General features: G+C 62.0%; 16 protein-coding genes. 6 read left to right on the top strand and 10 right to left on the bottom strand.

What is annotated here, in order from left to right:
- Positions 1–74: 74 nt before the first annotated feature.
- The 6 genes from ACGYK2_RS00990 to ACGYK2_RS00965 all read right to left on the bottom strand — a co-directional run bounded on the left by ACGYK2_RS00990 (position 75) and on the right by ACGYK2_RS00965 (position 6,194).
- Positions 75–1,340: an ABC transporter permease gene (locus ACGYK2_RS00990; RefSeq protein WP_271687307.1), complete on the bottom strand. Its 1,266-nt coding sequence runs from the start codon at positions 1,338–1,340 to the stop codon at positions 75–77.
- Positions 1,340–2,143, bottom strand: a complete 804-nt coding sequence (locus tag ACGYK2_RS00985) for a taurine ABC transporter ATP-binding protein (RefSeq protein ID WP_067266249.1) — start codon at positions 2,141–2,143, stop codon at positions 1,340–1,342. The genes ACGYK2_RS00990 and ACGYK2_RS00985 overlap by 1 nt, the downstream gene beginning before the upstream one ends.
- A gap of 102 nt (positions 2,144–2,245) precedes the next feature.
- Positions 2,246–3,238, bottom strand: coding sequence for an ABC transporter substrate-binding protein (locus ACGYK2_RS00980; protein ID WP_168613496.1), 993 nt, complete (start codon positions 3,236–3,238; stop codon positions 2,246–2,248).
- A gap of 412 nt (positions 3,239–3,650) precedes the next feature.
- Positions 3,651–4,427: a MetQ/NlpA family ABC transporter substrate-binding protein gene (locus ACGYK2_RS00975; RefSeq protein WP_271687310.1), complete on the bottom strand. Its 777-nt coding sequence runs from the start codon at positions 4,425–4,427 to the stop codon at positions 3,651–3,653.
- A gap of 41 nt (positions 4,428–4,468) precedes the next feature.
- Positions 4,469–5,143: a methionine ABC transporter permease gene (locus tag ACGYK2_RS00970; protein WP_271687311.1), complete on the bottom strand. Its 675-nt coding sequence runs from the start codon at positions 5,141–5,143 to the stop codon at positions 4,469–4,471.
- Entirely contained in the window at positions 5,133–6,194 is a 1,062-nt protein-coding gene (locus ACGYK2_RS00965) for a methionine ABC transporter ATP-binding protein (RefSeq protein WP_271687312.1), read from the bottom strand. The genes ACGYK2_RS00970 and ACGYK2_RS00965 overlap by 11 nt, the downstream gene beginning before the upstream one ends.
- Positions 6,195–6,387: 193 nt before the next feature.
- Between ACGYK2_RS00965 and ACGYK2_RS00960 the strand changes: the two genes are divergently transcribed.
- Both ACGYK2_RS00960 and ACGYK2_RS00955 read left to right on the top strand, forming a co-directional pair.
- The gene (locus tag ACGYK2_RS00960) at positions 6,388–7,305 is read left to right on the top strand and encodes an MBL fold metallo-hydrolase (RefSeq protein ID WP_271687313.1); all 918 of its coding nucleotides are present in this window, start codon (positions 6,388–6,390) and stop codon (positions 7,303–7,305) included.
- Positions 7,302–8,249: an MBL fold metallo-hydrolase gene (locus ACGYK2_RS00955; protein ID WP_271687315.1), complete on the top strand. Its 948-nt coding sequence runs from the start codon at positions 7,302–7,304 to the stop codon at positions 8,247–8,249. Before ACGYK2_RS00960 ends, ACGYK2_RS00955 begins: the two co-directional genes overlap by 4 nt.
- A gap of 9 nt (positions 8,250–8,258) precedes the next feature.
- On the opposite strand, the gene ACGYK2_RS00950 is transcribed toward ACGYK2_RS00955, so the two are convergent.
- Positions 8,259–9,518 (bottom strand): urate hydroxylase PuuD, encoded by a 1,260-nt coding sequence (locus ACGYK2_RS00950; RefSeq protein WP_168613207.1) that lies wholly within the window; start codon positions 9,516–9,518, stop codon positions 8,259–8,261.
- A 96-nt stretch (positions 9,519–9,614) separates the two neighbouring features.
- Between ACGYK2_RS00950 and ACGYK2_RS00945 the strand changes: the two genes are divergently transcribed.
- Positions 9,615–10,520, top strand: coding sequence for a LysR family transcriptional regulator (locus tag ACGYK2_RS00945; RefSeq protein ID WP_271687317.1), 906 nt, complete (start codon positions 9,615–9,617; stop codon positions 10,518–10,520).
- Here ACGYK2_RS00945 and uraH read toward each other — a convergent pair.
- Positions 10,517–10,870, bottom strand: a complete 354-nt coding sequence (gene uraH / locus ACGYK2_RS00940) for a hydroxyisourate hydrolase (RefSeq protein ID WP_271687318.1) — start codon at positions 10,868–10,870, stop codon at positions 10,517–10,519. The genes ACGYK2_RS00945 and uraH overlap by 4 nt on opposite strands.
- Positions 10,871–11,009: 139 nt before the next feature.
- Here uraH and puuE point away from each other — a divergent pair, with 139 nt between their 5' ends.
- The 3 genes from puuE to ACGYK2_RS00925 are packed head-to-tail and all read left to right on the top strand — an operon-like array spanning position 11,010 to position 14,401.
- Positions 11,010–12,419 (top strand): allantoinase PuuE, encoded by a 1,410-nt coding sequence (gene puuE, locus ACGYK2_RS00935; RefSeq protein ID WP_271687320.1) that lies wholly within the window; start codon positions 11,010–11,012, stop codon positions 12,417–12,419.
- Positions 12,416–12,910 carry an ureidoglycolate lyase gene (locus ACGYK2_RS00930; RefSeq protein WP_271687321.1) on the top strand — a complete coding sequence of 165 codons (495 nt, stop codon included), beginning with the start codon at positions 12,416–12,418 and terminating at the stop codon, positions 12,908–12,910. The genes puuE and ACGYK2_RS00930 overlap by 4 nt, the downstream gene beginning before the upstream one ends.
- A gap of 54 nt (positions 12,911–12,964) precedes the next feature.
- Positions 12,965–14,401 carry a nucleobase:cation symporter-2 family protein gene (locus ACGYK2_RS00925; RefSeq protein ID WP_271687322.1) on the top strand — a complete coding sequence of 479 codons (1,437 nt, stop codon included), beginning with the start codon at positions 12,965–12,967 and terminating at the stop codon, positions 14,399–14,401.
- Between the two features lie 380 nt (positions 14,402–14,781).
- Here the strand turns inward: ACGYK2_RS00925 and ACGYK2_RS00920 are convergent, their stop codons facing one another.
- Complete coding sequence (locus ACGYK2_RS00920; protein WP_271687323.1) at positions 14,782–15,603, bottom strand: bifunctional allantoicase/(S)-ureidoglycine aminohydrolase; 822 nt, start codon at positions 15,601–15,603, stop codon at positions 14,782–14,784.
- Positions 15,604–15,769: 166 nt separating this feature from the next.
- Positions 15,770–16,327 (bottom strand): hypothetical protein, encoded by a 558-nt coding sequence (locus ACGYK2_RS00915; RefSeq protein WP_271687325.1) that lies wholly within the window; start codon positions 16,325–16,327, stop codon positions 15,770–15,772.
- Positions 16,328–16,410: the final 83 nt, after the last annotated feature.

Genomic DNA, 16,410 nt, shown 5'->3' with positions numbered 1-16,410 from the left:
TTTTTCACTGTGGCGCGGAATTCGGCGTCTGGCAAGGGGGGCTCCTTTCAAACAGAAGGGGATGACGGGCGGGGTTAAGACCGCCCTTTCCAAGGCACCAGCAACCGCTCAGCCCTGCGCATCAGCATGTCGATGCCGAACCCGATGATGCCGATCAGGATGATCCCCATAAGCACGATGTCGGTCAGCTGGAATTTGGAGGCGACCATGATCATCATCCCCGCCCCCTTCTCTGCCGCGACCAGTTCGGCGGCGACCACCGTGCCCCAGCAGACCCCCATCGCCACCCGCGCGCCGGTGAAAATCTCGGGCAGCGAGTTTGGCACGATGACATGGCGCATGATCTGCGCCTTGGACGCGCCCAGCGAATAAGCCGCATGGACCTTGGTGATATTCACCCCCGACACGCCCGACCGCGCAGCAATGGCCATGATCCACAGCGCCGCGAGGAACAGCAGGATGATCTTGCCCACCTCCCCGATCCCCGCCCAGATGATCACCAGCGGGATCAGCGCGAGCGGCGGCACCGGGCGCATGAATTCGACAATCGGATCGAACCAGCCCCGAAACCAGCCCGACAGCCCCATGGCATAGCCCAGCGGAATGCCCACCAGCGCCCCAAGAGCGAACCCCACCACCACGCGAAACAGCGAATAGCCCAGATGCTCCCACAGGGTGCTGTCGCGGTAGCCTTGGCTTGAGATTTCAGCAAGGCGGGAGACCACGGCTTCGGGGGGCGGCAGCCAGATCGGCTCCATCTGCCAACCCTTGGCGGGCTCGAAATTCAGCGTGCCCTTGGGCGACATGCCCACACGGCCAAACTCGGTCTGCACCTCGCCACCGGGCGCGATCTTCTGCCCGTTCACGGCGACGACCCGGTGCCCGAGATCGCGGCCCTTCTCGTCATTCTTATCAACACGCAACAGCCCCGAGCGCCAAGCGCCGATGGTGAAAGCGTCATTCTTGGCCCAGCCTTCGCCGGGATCGACCTGCGGCGTCTCGGCGTCTTCGCCCACCGGATGCACCAGCACCGTGATCGTGCCGTCATCGCGGGAGCCGTCATCGGCCTCGGCAGTATAGGTCAGCTCGGCCAGCCCCTCAAACGGGCCGGGCGCATGTAAAAACCGGGGCAACAGGGATGAGCCGGTGAAGGCGCCCCACAGCAAGAAGATCGTCAGGATCGAAATCACGCTGGCGGTGCGGTTCGACGTCACCGCGCTTTCGTCGCCAAAGGTTACCGTTTTACGCGCCGCGAAACCGCTGGCGGTCTGATCGACAACCAGACGGACAAGGAAAAAGGAAAGCGCGAAGATGACGATATAAATAAGCAGGATCAACATCATGCCTCCTCCGTCCGGCCCATGATCTCTTCCTCCATGTCCCAGATCATGCCGAGGATCTCCTCGCGCCTTTCGGCGAATTCCGGGTGTTTCTTGACCTCACGCAGGTCTTGCCCCACCCCCAGATCGGCAAAGGGCAGACGGTATTCGCGGTGAATGCGCCCCGGGCGCGGCGCCATGACCAAAAGCCGCTCGCCAAGCAGCAGCGCCTCTTCGACCGAATGGGTGATCAAGATGATGGTCTTGCCGGTCTCTTTCCACAGTTTCAGCACGAGGCTTTGCATTTTTTCGCGGGTCAGCGCATCCAGCGCGCCCAAGGGTTCGTCCATCAAGATCACATCGGGGTCATTCGCCAGACAGCGCGCCAGCGCCACCCGCTGCTGCATCCCGCCCGAGAGCTCATAGATCGCCTTTTCCTTGAAATCGCCCAGCCCGACGATATCGAGCAAATGGTCAACCTCGGCCCCGTATTGCTTTTCGCCCTGCCCCTTCATGCGCGGACCAAAACTCACGTTTTCACGCACTGACATCCACTCAAACAGCGCGCCCTGTTGAAAGACCATGCCACGCTCGGCATCCGGCCCGGTGACGCTATGGCCGTTCATCACGATCTCGCCCGAACTCGGGGCAAGGAAACCCGCCACGATATTGAGCAGCGTCGTCTTGCCACAGCCCGAGGGGCCAAGGACCGACATCAATTCCCCCTCCGCAAGGTCAAGCGATACGTCCTCAAGCGCCTGCACATGACTGCCATTGGGCAGATCAAACCGCATCGACAGGTTTTCGATTTTCAATCCCGACATGCCGCCCCGCTGCTTTTCGTTTATCGGCGCGCCCCATCTGCCCGGTCCCTCGCAATCAGGTACCGGTCTGCAACGGGGCGGCCTATTTTTGCGCCGCTTGGCTTACATATCGCTCGCGGCTTGCAGCGGGCCGGTATTCACCGCGTCTTCATAGCTGTCGAGCGCACCGTCGATCGCGCCTGCTTCGACAAAGACATCGGCCACGCCTTTCATAAACTCCTGCGCGCCCCCGCCGAGCCATTTCTCACCCATTTGCTCATCGACCGAAGGGAAGGAGAAGGTCGCGATGGTTTCCATCGTGGCGTCTTCGTCCATACCGGCGTCCTTGGCGATGACGGGCAGCATCTTGTCGCGGTTGGCCTCATCCGCCCACATCGCGTTTGCCTCAGCCGTCACGCTGAGAAAGGCGGCGACCGTGTCAGAGTTCTCGGCCACCCAAGAGGCCGGGCCGGAGGTGACGTCGAAGACGAGAATGCCCAGCTCTTCCTTCTCCGCGCCGGTCAGAAGGATATTGCCATGTTCCATCATCCGGCGCAGCGACCCACCCCAGCCGCAGGCCATATCGACCGATCCCTGTGCGATGGCCGCGGCCCCATCTGGCGGCGCCATATCCACCACGTCGAGCGATCCTACATCGACGTCGAAGTGGTTCATTTGTTTGAGAAAACCGTAATGCGCAGCCGTGCCAAGCGGCACCGCGACCTTCTTGCCCGTCAGTTCCTCGGCAGAGGATTTGTCGATCTCCAGCGCCTCGCGCACGACGCAATTGTCATTCTCGGAATAGCTAACCGCGACATCGAGAATTTGCAGGTCTTGCCCCGCCGAAGTGGCGACCACGAAGGGCGGCACGCCTTGGCTGAGCGACAACTGCACATCCCCCGAGGCCATCGCCGCCGACATGGCGGTGCCGGAATCGAAGCTCACCCAATTCACCGTCGTGCCGAGCGCTTCGTCATACATCCCCTCCGCCTTGGCGTATTGGAACGGCATCGGCCATTCGAGGAAATACCCAACGGTCAGATCCTGCGCGGCGGATTGGCTGACCCCCAACACAAGCAGGCTGGCGGCGGTGCCCATCAGTTTCACGGTCTTCATGATAGTCTCCCTTGGTTTGTTATGGTCGCGTCTTACAGTCGAACTCCCGTTCACATGGATCGCGACCATCGGCCCTGTCAGACATCAGGAAGGGCAAGCCCCGGGTCATGTGAAAAAATCCCTCACGATTTCACGATACGGGCGGATTTGAACTTTTCAACAATTTTCTTGCGCCGCAGCGCAACATAATTTCAATGTTAAGAAGTATGCGTAGAAATACGTCAGAGCGCGCGTTGTCTGCGAAAACTACGCGGAATTCCTAAACAGAAATTTAATGGTTTTAGCTGACCGTCAGCCTCGACCCAATGATTAGGGGAGCCTTAACCAGTTAAAATGCCCCGGCCCTCGCCGGGGCGCTCTTGACCCGCGGAGGCGCGGGTCAAGTCTATCAATACGCTTCTAGAGCAAGCGCTTACCAGGAGGTGATGACCGTGCCCTGATAGCTTTCATCGATGAAGGTTTTGATCTCATCAGAGTGATAGGCCTTGAGCAATGTCTCAACCCATGCCGCTTCTTCGTCGCCTTTACGGACAGCGATGACGTTCACATAGGGGTTCTCGGCGCTTTCCATCGCGATGGAATCTTCCTTGGGGCTCAGGCCCGAGGCGATCGCGTAGTTGGTGTTGATCAAAGCCGCATCCAGATCGGCCAGCGAACGCGGCAGTTGCGCGGCGTCGAGTTCTTTGAAAGACAGATCCTTGGGGTTCTCGGTGATGTCGAGGACGGTCGGCACCAGACCTGCGGTCTCATCGACCTTGATCAAGCCGAGTTCTTGCAGAACCAACAGCGCGCGGCCACCGTTCGTGGGGTCGTTCGGGATGCCGAATGTTGAGCCTTCTTCGAGATCAGCAAGATCGGTGATCTTGTCGGAATAGACGCCCATCGGGGTGGTGATCGTGTTGCCGACCACGCTCAGCTCAAAGCCGCGGTCTTTCATCTGCGCTTCGAGATAGGGCACGTGCTGGAAAGAGTTCGCCTGAATGTCGCCATCGGCGAGCGCTTGGTTCGGCACCACATAGTCAGAGAATTCGACCACGTCGATTTCGAGGCCCATAGGCTCCGCGATGCGGGCGACTTCTTCCATGATTTCGGCATGTTCGCCGGGCGAAACGCCGACTTTAATCTCCTCGGCGGCAAGGCCAGTGGCCATCAGCGCCAGAACGGAGGTGAGTGTTGTAAGACGAAGCATAGTAGTCTCCTTAGATTGAGAGAACGGATGTAAGGCGCGGCCTATTGACCGCCACTTTTGGTGGCCCGTTTGTCCACGGCGCTGGCAATACGCTCGCCAATGGACTGCACAAGCTGCACCAGAACGATGAGGATGATCACGACAATCGCCATGACGTCGGGCATAAACCGCTGATATCCATAGCGGATACCCAGATCGCCCAGACCTTCGCCGCCCACGGCGCCGACCATGGCGGAGTAACCGATGAGGCTCACGATGGCGAGGGTGAGGCCCAAAGTGATGCTGGGCAGCGCCTCGGGCAGCAGCACCTTGCGGATGATTTGCAGCGGCGTCGCACCCATGGCACGGGCGGCTTCGATCAGGCCGGAATCGACCTCGCGAATGGCGTTTTCCACCAGCCGGGCGATGAAAGGCACCGTGGCGATGGTCAGCGGCACGATCGCCGCCGTGGTGCCAATCGAGGTGCCTGCGATCATGCGGGTGAAGGGAATGATGGCCACGACCAGAATGATGAACGGCACGGAGCGCGTGGCGTTCACCACCAGCCCCAGCACCTTGTTCACCCATGGCGACGACAGTAGCTCCCCGCGCTGCGAGGTGGCCAAAAACAGCCCCAGCGGCAGGCCGAAGAGCGTGCCGAGGATGGCCGAAATCGCCACCATATAAAGCGTTTGACCGGTGGCTTCGATCAATAGGTTAATCAGGTTAGCCGACATAGCCCAGCACCTCCGTCAGAAGCCCGTGTTGTTCCAAAAAGGCCCGCGCTTGGGCGGCCTGTGCCACGGGCATCGACACCAGCAGGTTGCCGAAGGGCCGCGTGCCGATCTCTTCCACCGCACCGGCAAGGATATTGACCGGAATGCCCATTTCTTGCGTCAATCGCGCCAGCATCGGATCGGTGGCATGGGTACCCGCAAATGTGACGCGGATGACCTCTTCGCCCCCTGCGGCGGGCGGGGTTTGGGTCAGGCGGTCTTTGACGAAGGCAGGCAGGGTGACGCCCGTCACGCCCGACAGGAAGGACCGCGTCGTCGCATGTTGCGACGCGGTGAAGATGTCATAGGTCTCCCCATGCTCCACGATGCGGCCCGCGTCGATCACCGCCACATGGCTCGCGATGTCGCGCACCACGGCCATCTCATGGGTGATCAGCAGGATCGTCAGCCCCAGATCGCGGTTAATATCTTTCAAGAGCGCCAGAACAGTTTGCGTGGTTTCGGGGTCGAGCGCCGATGTCGCCTCATCCGAAAGCAGCACCTTCGGCCCGGTGGCCAAGGCCCGCGCGATGCCGATACGCTGTTTCTGCCCGCCCGAAAGCTCCGCCGGATAGCGCCCCGCCTGCGCGCTCAGACCGACACGGTCGATCAGGTCGGCCACGCGCGGCTTGATCTGCGCGCTCGGCATTCCCGCCACTTCGAGCGGCAGCGCGATATTGCCCGCCACGGTGCGTGAAGACAGCAGGTTAAAGTGTTGAAAAATCATGCCAACGTCACGACGGATCGCGCGCAGCTTGCCGCCCTTGGCGCTGCCTACATCCTCACCCCCGACCAGCACTTTGCCGGTCGTCGGACGCTCCAACCCGTTGACCATCCGCAACAGGGTCGACTTGCCCGCCCCTGAACGCCCGATGATCCCGGTGATGGAGCCGGGCGCCACGTCAAGGGAAATCCCTTCGAGCGCGTTCACGGTCGCACCGCCCGCTTTGGTAAAGGCCTTGCCGACCTTGTCAAAGGCGATCGAGGCGCCTTCTGTCGTGATATCAGTCATTTTCCGTCCGGATCGGGGTGGGTTTCGAGTGGTGCCCCCGTAGATAGAACCCCTGCGGGCGATGCAAGGCATGATCATGCATAGCTGCCTTGTTTCTCGGGCCTATCTCTCGCCGCCGCATTCGCCCCTTGTGCCGCAAACCGATGGGGATGATTATATTCACGAATCGGAATGAATGATGGGAGGGGATCAGGTGAAGATTAACAGACGGATGGTGCTTGCCGGAATGGGGGCGGCCGCCCTCGCCCAAACGCCGCTGCGCGCCTTCGCGATGACCTCGGCCCAGATCGGCGGCTATGCGTTCATCAGCGTGAGCGACGGCAATCTGGTGCTGCCGCGCAGCTTTTTCTTCGAAGGTCTGCCGCAAGACGCGCTGGCGGAGGCTTTGGCGCCCTTCGACCTGCCGCAAGACCAGTTGGAGCCGCCTTGCAACCTGACGCTTTTGCGCAATGACGAGCGTGTGATCCTCTTTGACGCGGGCGCGGGCCCTGCCTTCATGCCCTCCGCCGGGGCGCTGCTTGGCAGCCTTGATGCCGCAGGCATCGCGCCGGAGGCGGTGACCGATGTGGTCTTTACCCATGGCCATCCCGACCACCTGTGGGGCGTGCTGGACGATTTCGACGATCTGGTCTTTCCCAATGCGCGCTACCATATGGGCCAAGTTGAATGGGACTATTGGCGCGATCCGGCGACGGTGGACCGGATTGGTGCGGCCCGCGCCGCCTTTGCCGTGGGGGCCGCGCGGCGGTTGGAAGCGATCGAGGATCGGGTGAGCCATTTCGCCGACGGGGACGAAGTGCTGCCCGGCATCACGGCGCAGGCCAGTTTCGGCCATACGCCCGGGCATATGTCCTTCCTTCTGGGTACGGGCGGTGATGCGCTGTTGATCGGCGGCGATGCCATTGGCAACCACCATCTTGCCTTCGCCCGCCCGGGCTGGGCCAGCGGATCGGACCAAGACCCCGAGCGAGGCGCGAGGACCCGGCAGCGTTTGCTCGATCGGCTGGCGCAGGAGCAAATCTGGCTGATGGGCTTCCACTTGCCGCAGGGCGGATTGGGCCGCGTCGAACGGAGTGGCGAAGGCTATCGTTTTCTGGGGGCCGCGCAATGAAGCACCTGATTTACGCCGCCGCCCTCCTGCTCGGCTCGAACGCCATGGCCAGCGGGGATATCGCCGATAAATACCCCGGCTCCCTGCTCTACGACAAACCCTATGAAGTCATTCCCGGCGTCTTTTCGGCCATCGGTGCGACGGCCCCGCCCACCTATGAAAACGCAGGCCATAACAACAACCTAAGCTTCATCGTGACCGGCGAAGGCGTTGTCGTAATCAACGGCGGCGCGGCCTATGGGCTGGCCGCGGCGCTGCATGATGAGATCAAGGCCGTGACCGACGAGCCGGTGAAATTGGTCTTTAACGAGAACGGTCAGGGCCACGCGGTTCTGGGCAACGGTTACTGGGCTGAGCAAGGCGTGCCGATCGTCGCGCATGCAGACGCCGCGCATGAAGTGGAGCGCTTTGGCGGCAGCATTCTGGAGGCCATGCAGCGCTACAACCGCGACCGGGCCGAGGGGACGGAGGTGCAGCTGCCGACCGAGACTTTCGAGGATGAATATATCGTCGAGATGGGCGGTTTCCGCATCGAGGCCCGCCACCTCGGCCCCGCGCACAGCCCCGGCGATATCGTGATCTGGCTGCCGAAGCAGAGCCTCGTAATCTCGGGCGACATGGCCTTTCACGAGCGCATGCTGCCGATCTTTCCCGACACGATGACCGCCGAATGGATCGAGACTTGGGAAACCGCATTTGAGCCGCTTGGGGCGCGTTATGTGATCCCCGGTCACGGGCATCCGACCAATATGGCGCAGGTCCGTCGCTTCACCCGGGATTATCTGTTCTACCTCCGCGCGCAGATCGCCGCCCATCTGGAGGCGGGCGGCGGTCTGGCCGAGGCTTACTATGTAGATCAATCGCCCTATGCGGGGCTTGATACTTTCGAGGAATTGGCGACGAAAAACGCAGGCCGCGTTTTTGAGCAGATGGAGTTCGAGTAGTGCGCCCCGCTACTTCCCCGCAAGGCTGAAGGGCTGTGATGCGGCCCCGTCGCGATACCAGCGCATGATCTTGCGGCGCTCTTCTTCCTCCATGAAGGACACATTGGCGGGGGGCATGGCATTGGTCACCCCCGCTTGCAGATAGATCTGCCGCGCGGCGCGGGCGATGTCGGCGGGTGTTTCAAGCAGCAGCCCTTTGGGCGCGCGGTGGATACCGTCGTAGAACGGCTCGCGCGCATGGCACATGGCGCAACGCCCCGGCACGATATTGGCCACCTCGTCAAACCCCTCGGCGCTGGCGAAAAGCTGCTCTGTTTCTGTCAGCGCACGGGCCTCTGCTGCTTCGATATCGTCTTGCATCAGGGGCGCGGTTGAGAGCCACATGATCGCCACGAACAAAAGCGCGGTCACGCCCCATGTCCAATGCGGGCCCTTTCCGGTCGCGTGCATCGTGTTGAAGTAATGCCGGATCGTCACCCCCATCAAGAAGACCAGCGCGGCGATCAGCCAGTTGTACTCGGTCGCAAACGCCAGTGGATAGTGGTTGCTAAGCATCAGGAAGATGACCGGCAGCGTCAGGTAGTTGTTGTGGGTCGAGCGCAGCTTGGCGATCTTGCCGTATTTCGCGTCCGGCGTGCGCCCTTCTTGGAGGTCCTTCACCACGATGCGTTGGTTCGGCATGATGATGAAAAACACGTTCGCCGTCATGATCGTCGCTGTAAATGCCCCCAGATGCAGCAGCGCCGCGCGGCCCGTAAAGACTTGGTTGTAGCCCCAGGCCATGGCCACCAGCAGCACGAACAAAAGCAGCATCAGCACCGTGGGCCGGTTGCCGAGCTGCGATTTGCACAGGAAATCGTAGATCAGCCAGCCCAGTGTCAGCGACCCCGCCGAGATCAGGATGCCTTGGAAGACCGAGAGGTCCGCCTTGGCCGGGTCTATGAGGTAAAGCTCCGCGCCCGCCCAATAGACCACCATCAAGAGCGCGGCCCCTGACAGCCACGTCGAATAGCTCTGCCATTTGTGCCAGATCAGGTGCTCGGGCATGTTTTCGGGTGCCACGAGATACTTCTGAATGTGATAGAAGCCGCCGCCATGGACCTGCCATTCCTCGCCAAAAGCGCCCGCGGGCAGATGCGGCACCTTGCGCAGGCCTAGGTCGAGCGCGATGAAGTAGAAGGACGCGCCGATCCATGCCATGGCGGTGATGACATGCACCCAGCGGATGGCAAAGCCGATCCAATCCCAGATGATGGCTAAGTCGTGCATGAGGTCTCTCCGGATGATTCACCGGGCAGACTATTCAATCGCGGATTTTACCGCTAGATTTGGCATTCCCTAAACTCTATCAAAAGTTCCCGATAAATGTCCTATTTCGACAACATCCGCACCTTCGTGCGTGTCTACGAGCTTGGCAGCATGTCGGCGGCGGCACGCGACCAGCGGGTCTCGCCTGCCGTGGCCTCGGCGCGGATCACCCAGCTTGAGGGGCATCTGGGCGTGCGATTGTTCCAGCGCACCACACGCAGCCTGTCGGCCACCGAACAGGGGCGCATTTTCTACGATGGCGCTTGCAAGATCCTCGCCTCCGTGGCCGAGGCCGAGGCGGGCATCGAGGACGTTACCGAGAACCCCCGTGGCACGCTGCATGTGGCAGCGCCTCTGGGCGTGGGGCGGCGGCTGATCGCGCCGCATGTGCCTGCGTTTTCCGAGACTTATCCGCTGGTTGACGTGCGGCTGCGCCTCAGCGACCGCAAGCTCGATCTCACCGCCGAAGGGTTGGACGTGGCCTTTTTTCTGGGTCGCCCGCAGGATTCTACACTACGGATCCGCAAAGTGGCCGATTGCGAGCGCGTGCTCTGCGCCAGCCCGGCCTATGTCGCGGCGCATGGGCATCCCCGCTCGGGGGCCGAGATCGACCGCGGCCAGCACAATTGCCTCAACCTGCGCTTTCCCGGCGCGACCGAATTTCAATGGCAGCTACAAGGACCTGAAGGCGCGGTGAAATACGATGTGCGCGGGCGGTTTGAGAGTGACGATGGCGACGTGCTGACCGATTGGGCGCTGGCCGGCGCGGGCATCGCCATGAAGCCGATCTTTGAGATCGCCGAACATTTGCAAAGCGGCGCTTTGGTGCGGGTCGTGGAAGACACGCCGCCCCTGCCCGTTCAAATGGCCTGCCTCTACACCCATCGCCGCCACCAAGACCCGAAAACACGGCTCTTCATGGACTTCATGATCGCGCGGATGGAAGACGCGCTAAAGGTCTAGCTGCCCCGGTAGGTGGAATAGCCGAAGGGCGAGAGCAGCAGCGGCACGTGGTAATGCGCGGCCTCAGACATGCCGAAACGCAACGGGACGACATCCAGAAAACGCGGCTCTTCCGCCGGGGCGCCCTGCGCGTCGAGGTAATCGCCGCAGTGGAACAGCAGCTCATAGGTGCCGGTTTCGAACTCCGCCGCGGGCAGGATCTGCTCATCGGTGCGGCCATCGGCATTGGTGGTGAGGCTGCGCAGATGGGTGCGCGTCTCGCCCTCCAGACGATAGAGGTCGATCTTCAGCCCCGCCGCCGGGCAGCCGCGCGCGGTGTCCAATACATGTGTTGTCAGATAGCCTGTCATCATACCCTCCGTGCCTAACCCTTGATCGCCCGCGCCGCGCCCGAGCGAAAGTGCCCTTTTCACGATAGTCTTTCAGGAATTAATTGAAAGCAATCCAAGACCTTCCGGTCTAGACAGAGAACGACAGAAGGAGAACGACATGACTCGCTACCCCCGCGACATGCAGGGTTACGGCCCCACCCCCCCAGATGCACAATGGCCCGGTGGCGCGAAGATCGCCGTGCAGCTGGTGCTGAACTACGAAGAAGGCGGTGAGAACAACATCCTGCATGGGGATGCGGCGTCAGAAGCGTTCCTGTCCGAGATCGTCGGCGCCGCGCAATGGCCGGGCCAGCGTCATGCCAATATGGAATCGATCTATGAATACGGCGCGCGCGCAGGGTTCTGGCGGCTACACCGTCTGATGAAAGACCTGCCCGTCACGGTCTATGGCGTCGCCACGGCGCTGGCGCGCTCGCCCGTACAGGTCGCCGCGATGATCGACGCAGGCTGGGAGATGGCGACCCACGGTCTGAAATGGATCGAACACAAGGACATGGCAGAAGACGCAGAGCGCGCGGCCATCGCCGAGGCAATCCGCCTGCATACCGAAGTAACCGGCCAAGCGCCGCGCGGTTTTTATTGTGGGCGCTCGTCCGAGAACACGTTGCGCCTTGCGGCAGAGACCGGGCAGTTCGCCTATGTGGCCGACGCCTATGCCGATGATCTGCCCTATTGGATGGAGGCCGGTGACCGCGACCAGTTGATTGTGCCCTATACGCTCGACGCAAACGACATGCGTTTCGCGACGCCGCAGGGGTTCAACGCGGGCGCGCAGTTCTTCGACTACCTCAAAGCCAGTTTCGACGCGCTTTACCGCGAAGGGGTCGAGGGCGCGCCGAAGATGCTCTCGGTCGGGTTGCACTGCCGCCTAATCGGCCGCCCCGGTCGGGTCGAGGCGCTGCGCCAGTTCATCGAATACGCCCAAAGCCACGAGGGCGTTTGGTTCGCCACCCGTGAGCAGATTGCGGATCACTGGGCCGCCACCCATCCGCACCAGCGCCGCGCGCGTCCCAGCCAGATGGACCGCGAGACCTTCGTCGCCGAATACGGCAGCATCTTTGAGCACTCTCCGTGGATCGCCGAGGGCGCCCATGCGCTGGAACTGGGCGCGGGTCATGACACCGCCGTCGGTCTCCACAACGCTCTGGCACGGATCTTCCGCTCCGCCTCAGATTCGCAGCGCCTCGGCGTGCTGCAGGCCCACCCCGATCTGGCGGGCAAACTGGCGCAGGCCAAGCGGCTGACGGCTGAGAGCACCTCGGAACAGGCCGCCGCGGGGCTGGATGCGCTGACGGATGAGGAGCGGGGAACCTTTACCCAGTTGAACGACCGCTATGTCGAAAAACACGGTTTCCCCTTCATCATCGCCGTGCGCGACCACGACAAGGCGGGCATCCTCGCCGCTTTCAAGCGCCGCATCGACAATGACCGCGACACCGAGTTTGCCGAGGCCTGCCGCCAGGTCGAACGAATCGCGCAGCTGCGCCTGAAAGACCTGCTGCCATGAGCAGACAGATCCTGCTCCAGCCCCTCACCGCCGAGGCTTTCGCCCCCTTCGGCGAGGTGCTGGAAGTGCGCGGGGCGCCCGACAAGATCATCAACCAAGGGCTTTGCGGGCGGCATCACGATCTGGCCGATCTCGACTTTGGCGGGGGCCGCGCGGGCATCAGCGTCTTTAACGCAGAGCCGCGCGCCCTGCCCTTCACCCTTGAGATGGTCGAGCGGCATCCGCTTGGCGTGCAGGCCTTTCTGCCGATGCACCAAAACCCCTATCTGGTGGTCGTCGCCCCCGATGACGCAGGCCGCCCCGGCCCCTTGCAGGCGTTTCTCGCAGGCCCCGGTCAGGGCGTGAACTACCGCCGCAATACATGGCACGCGGTTTGCTGCCCGCTGAGCGCCCCCGGTCTTTTCGCCGTGGTCGACCGGATCGGCGAAGGCGACAATTTGGAAGAACATTGGTTCGATCAGCCGTGGGAGGTGGTCGCAGCCAAGGAATAACCGTCATGCCCTCATCAGAAGCGGCAGACGGGATCGGTCAATAGGGAGAATGACATGACTGACGCTTCACTGGGCACGCCGGCGCAACTGCGCGACCCGAATTATACCCCCGCGCTGTCCAAGGCCGTGCCCTTGGGCATTCAGCATGTCTTGGCGATGTTCGTCTCCAACGTGACCCCCGCGATCATCGTGGCGGGGGCTGCGGGCTTTGGCTTTGGCTCGGACGCCGGGGCGCAGGGGTTTCCCGACATGACCTATCTGATCCAGATGTCGATGCTCTTCGCGGGCATCGCCACGCTGTTTCAGACCATTGGCATGGGGCCGGTGGGCGCACGGCTGCCTATCGTGCAGGGTACGAGTTTCGCCTTCCTGCCCATCATGATCCCGCTGGTCGCGGGCAAAGGGGTCGAGGCGCTGCCCGCGCTCTTTGGCGGCGTGCTGGTCGGCGGGCTGTTTCATGTGCTGCTGGGTACTTTCATTGGGCGCATTCGCTTTGCCCTGCCCCCGCTGGTAACTGGGCTGGTGGTGACGATGATCGGCCTCGCGCTGGTCAAGGTGGGCATCCAATATGCCGCCGGGGGTGTGCCTGCGATCAACAGCCCCGAATACGGCAGCCTATTGAACTGGTCGGCGGCGCTGGTGGTGATCGTGGCGACGCTGGGGCTGAAGTTCTTCGCCCGGGGCATGCTATCGGTCTCCGCCGTGGTGATCGGCATTGGGGTGGGCTATCTTTATGCGCTGGCGATGGGGATGGTCACCTTTGAGGGCATCACCACTAGTTGGAATCGCGCCGCCGCCGTGGCGCTGCCCGTGCCCTTTGCCTATGGGTTCGAGTTCAGCTTCGCCGCCATCGTCGGTTTCTGCCTGATGGCCTTCGTCTCGGCGGTTGAGACCGTCGGCGATGTCTCGGGCATCACCAAGGGCGGCGCGGGGCGTGAGGCGACGGATGCCGAGATCACGGGTGCCACCTATGCTGACGGTTTGGGCAGCGCGGTGGCCGGGGTCTTTGGTGGGTTTCCCAATACCTCTTTCAGCCAGAACGTCGGCCTCATCGCGATGACCGGCGTGATGAGCCGCCATGTGGTGACCGTGGGCGCGCTGTTTCTGATCCTTTGCGGACTGGTGCCCAAGGTCGGCGCGGTGATCCGCACAATTCCCATCGAAGTGCTGGGCGGCGGGGTGATCGTGATGTTCGGCATGGTGGTCGCGGCGGGCATCTCGATGCTGTCGGACGTGAACTGGAACCGCCGCAACATGGTGATCTTCGCGATCTCGCTTTCGATCGGGCTGGGGCTGCAACTCGACCCCAAGGCAGTGCAATACCTGCCCGACACGCTGCGGGTGCTGATGACCAGCGGGCTGCTGCCTGCCGCGCTGATCGCGATTGTGCTGAACTTGGTGTTGCCCGAGCAATTGTCGGATGAGGCGACGGAGGAGGTTTCCGGCGGGCTTTCGGGGCATGGTTCGGGGTCGTTGGAGAAGCGGGTTTGATGATGAAGGGGCGCCCGATGCGGCGCCCCTTTGTTGTGACCAACTCGGCTCGATACAATGAGATAGGCAACCGGCTAGCGCATGTCGCTTAAGACCACCGATTTTGGAAACCACCTTGGTCCGGAATCAAGCCGAAGGCGCCGGGCCATCGCCTGCCCGCCCCACCGGGTAGGCGATTTGGCGAGGCTGGGCGTAACCTAGCGAGCACACATCATGACTGAACCATAAAGTGGCACGAACCAAGGTATGTTCGCCCACCCGCGGGCAGGCGCTGGCCCTCAGAGCTAAATTCGGTCCGAAGAAGCAAACCTGCCTGTTCTCACCGCAGACGGCAACCACCCCACCGAGAGACCAAGTCGCAGGCGCTGGCCCTCACCGCTTCACCGCAGCTTCATATGCCGGTTCACGTCCTTATAGAGCAGATACCGGAACGGCCCCGGTCCACCCGCATAGCAGGCCTGCGGGCAAAAGGCGCGGAGCCACATGAAATCACCCGCTTCGACCTCGACCCAATCCTTGTTGAGCCGGTAGACCGCCTTGCCTTCCAGCACATAGAGCCCGTGTTCCATCACATGAGTCTCGCAAAAGGGGATCACTCCACCGGGCTGTAGCGTGACGATGGTCACATGCATGTCATGGCGCAGATCCTGCGGATCCACGAACCGTGTCGTCGCCCAGACCCCATTGGTATCGGGCATCACATTCGGCTCGATGTCCTGCTCGTTCAGCACCAGCGGATCGGGGCGGTCCAGCCCCTCCACCGCCTCATAGGCTTTGCGGATCCAGTGAAAGCGCGTCACGGCGCCGCTGTCGTTTTTCAGCGTCCAATCGGCCCCCGCTGGGATATAGGCATAGCTGCCCTCGCGCATCGCGTGCTGCTGGCCCTCAACGGTCAGGGTAAAGCCTCCCTCGACCACGAAAAGCACCCCCTCCGCCTGCGCATCAAGCTCGGGCCGGTCCGAGCCGCCACCGGGCTGCACTTCCATAATATATTGCGAAAACGTCTCGGCAAAGCCGGTCATCGGGCGGGCGATGACCCAAAGCCGCGTGCCTTCCCAGAACGGCAGGAATGAGGTCACGATATCGCGCATCGTACCGCGCGGGAGAACGGCATAGGCCTCTGTAAAGACCGCGCGATCTGACAAAAGCGTTTTTTGATCCGGGTGGCCGCCGGTGGGTGCGAAATAGCTTGGGGGGGTCATCAACTCTCTCCGTCGGAATGGACTGCAGAATTGCCGCTTCCCAGGCCGAGGCCAAGGGTTTTATCGCTGAAGGATTGTTCGGTGATATTTGATAGTCCCGACCCCGCTTAGGGCTGAGAAACAAACCGGCCCCGCCTGCCGCGGCCGGTCTGCGCAGAGAGCAGCCTCAGAAGAAAGCCGCCGCTTCCAGCTCAACTGTAATCACCCCGATGATTGCGCCGTTCGACGGCTCCGTGATCGGCATCAAGACGCGGCTTTGATGGGCCTTCGACCTCTCGTCAACGGCCACCTGATCAATCACGAAAATCCCCGACGGCGGCGAAAAACGAATGCTGTTCTTGGGCTTGCCGCCCTTGAAATAGACCGAGGCGCTGCCGCTGGAGACCACGGTCAGCCCATAGGCATCCAGCAAAGTCACCCCGGCGATCTGACCCTCGGCGCGGGCGATCTGCGTTTGGAGAAAGGCGGCAGCAATCGGAGCTTTCAGCTGGGGCACCCCGGCGCCCGGCCCGGTGACTGCCGCCGGCGTGACCGCCAGCGCATTCATTTCGCGGTGCCGCTCATTCTGCTGTGCGATCGCATCGACGATGCGGGCATCATTGACCCAAGACAGCAATTCGCGGTCGATGTAATCGTTCACTGCCCAAGGCACTTCGGAGGCGGAAACCTTGAGCCCGGAACACAGGATGAAGATGAGCGATACAAGTGGCAGGTGTCGTAGCATCGGGGAGCCCTCATGAGGTAGGCGGCACAAATACCGCGGGAGAGCTACACCCTAACGTTTGACTGGTTTACGCCCCGTGAACG

The sequence above is a fragment of the Sulfitobacter sp. 1A10359 genome (assembly GCF_043558145.1).
Classification (GTDB): domain Bacteria; phylum Pseudomonadota; class Alphaproteobacteria; order Rhodobacterales; family Rhodobacteraceae; genus Sulfitobacter; species Sulfitobacter faviae.
The sequence above is the reverse complement of the archived record's forward strand: the minus strand, read 5'-3'. Positions and strand labels throughout refer to the sequence as shown.

Bases quoted from the DNA above. Each gene is read 5' to 3' on its own strand.
- ACGYK2_RS00990 (WP_271687307.1), bottom strand. From the start codon at position 1,340: ATGTTGATCCTGCTTATTTATATCGTCATCTTCGCGCTTTCCTTTTTC.
- ACGYK2_RS00985 (WP_067266249.1), bottom strand. From the start codon at position 2,143: ATGTCGGGATTGAAAATCGAAAACCTGTCGATGCGGTTTGATCTGCCC.
- ACGYK2_RS00980 (WP_168613496.1), bottom strand. From the start codon at position 3,238: ATGAAGACCGTGAAACTGATGGGCACCGCCGCCAGCCTGCTTGTGTTG.
- ACGYK2_RS00975 (WP_271687310.1), bottom strand. From the start codon at position 4,427: ATGCTTCGTCTTACAACACTCACCTCCGTTCTGGCGCTGATGGCCACT.
- ACGYK2_RS00970 (WP_271687311.1), bottom strand. From the start codon at position 5,143: ATGTCGGCTAACCTGATTAACCTATTGATCGAAGCCACCGGTCAAACG.
- ACGYK2_RS00965 (WP_271687312.1), bottom strand. From the start codon at position 6,194: ATGACTGATATCACGACAGAAGGCGCCTCGATCGCCTTTGACAAGGTC.
- ACGYK2_RS00955 (WP_271687315.1), top strand. From the start codon at position 7,302: ATGAAGCACCTGATTTACGCCGCCGCCCTCCTGCTCGGCTCGAACGCC.
- ACGYK2_RS00950 (WP_168613207.1), bottom strand. From the start codon at position 9,518: ATGCACGACTTAGCCATCATCTGGGATTGGATCGGCTTTGCCATCCGC.
- ACGYK2_RS00945 (WP_271687317.1), top strand. From the start codon at position 9,615: ATGTCCTATTTCGACAACATCCGCACCTTCGTGCGTGTCTACGAGCTT.
- uraH (WP_271687318.1), bottom strand. From the start codon at position 10,870: ATGACAGGCTATCTGACAACACATGTATTGGACACCGCGCGCGGCTGC.
- puuE (WP_271687320.1), top strand. From the start codon at position 11,010: ATGACTCGCTACCCCCGCGACATGCAGGGTTACGGCCCCACCCCCCCA.
- ACGYK2_RS00930 (WP_271687321.1), top strand. From the start codon at position 12,416: ATGAGCAGACAGATCCTGCTCCAGCCCCTCACCGCCGAGGCTTTCGCC.
- ACGYK2_RS00925 (WP_271687322.1), top strand. From the start codon at position 12,965: ATGACTGACGCTTCACTGGGCACGCCGGCGCAACTGCGCGACCCGAAT.
- ACGYK2_RS00920 (WP_271687323.1), bottom strand. From the start codon at position 15,603: ATGACCCCCCCAAGCTATTTCGCACCCACCGGCGGCCACCCGGATCAA.
- ACGYK2_RS00915 (WP_271687325.1), bottom strand. From the start codon at position 16,327: ATGCTACGACACCTGCCACTTGTATCGCTCATCTTCATCCTGTGTTCC.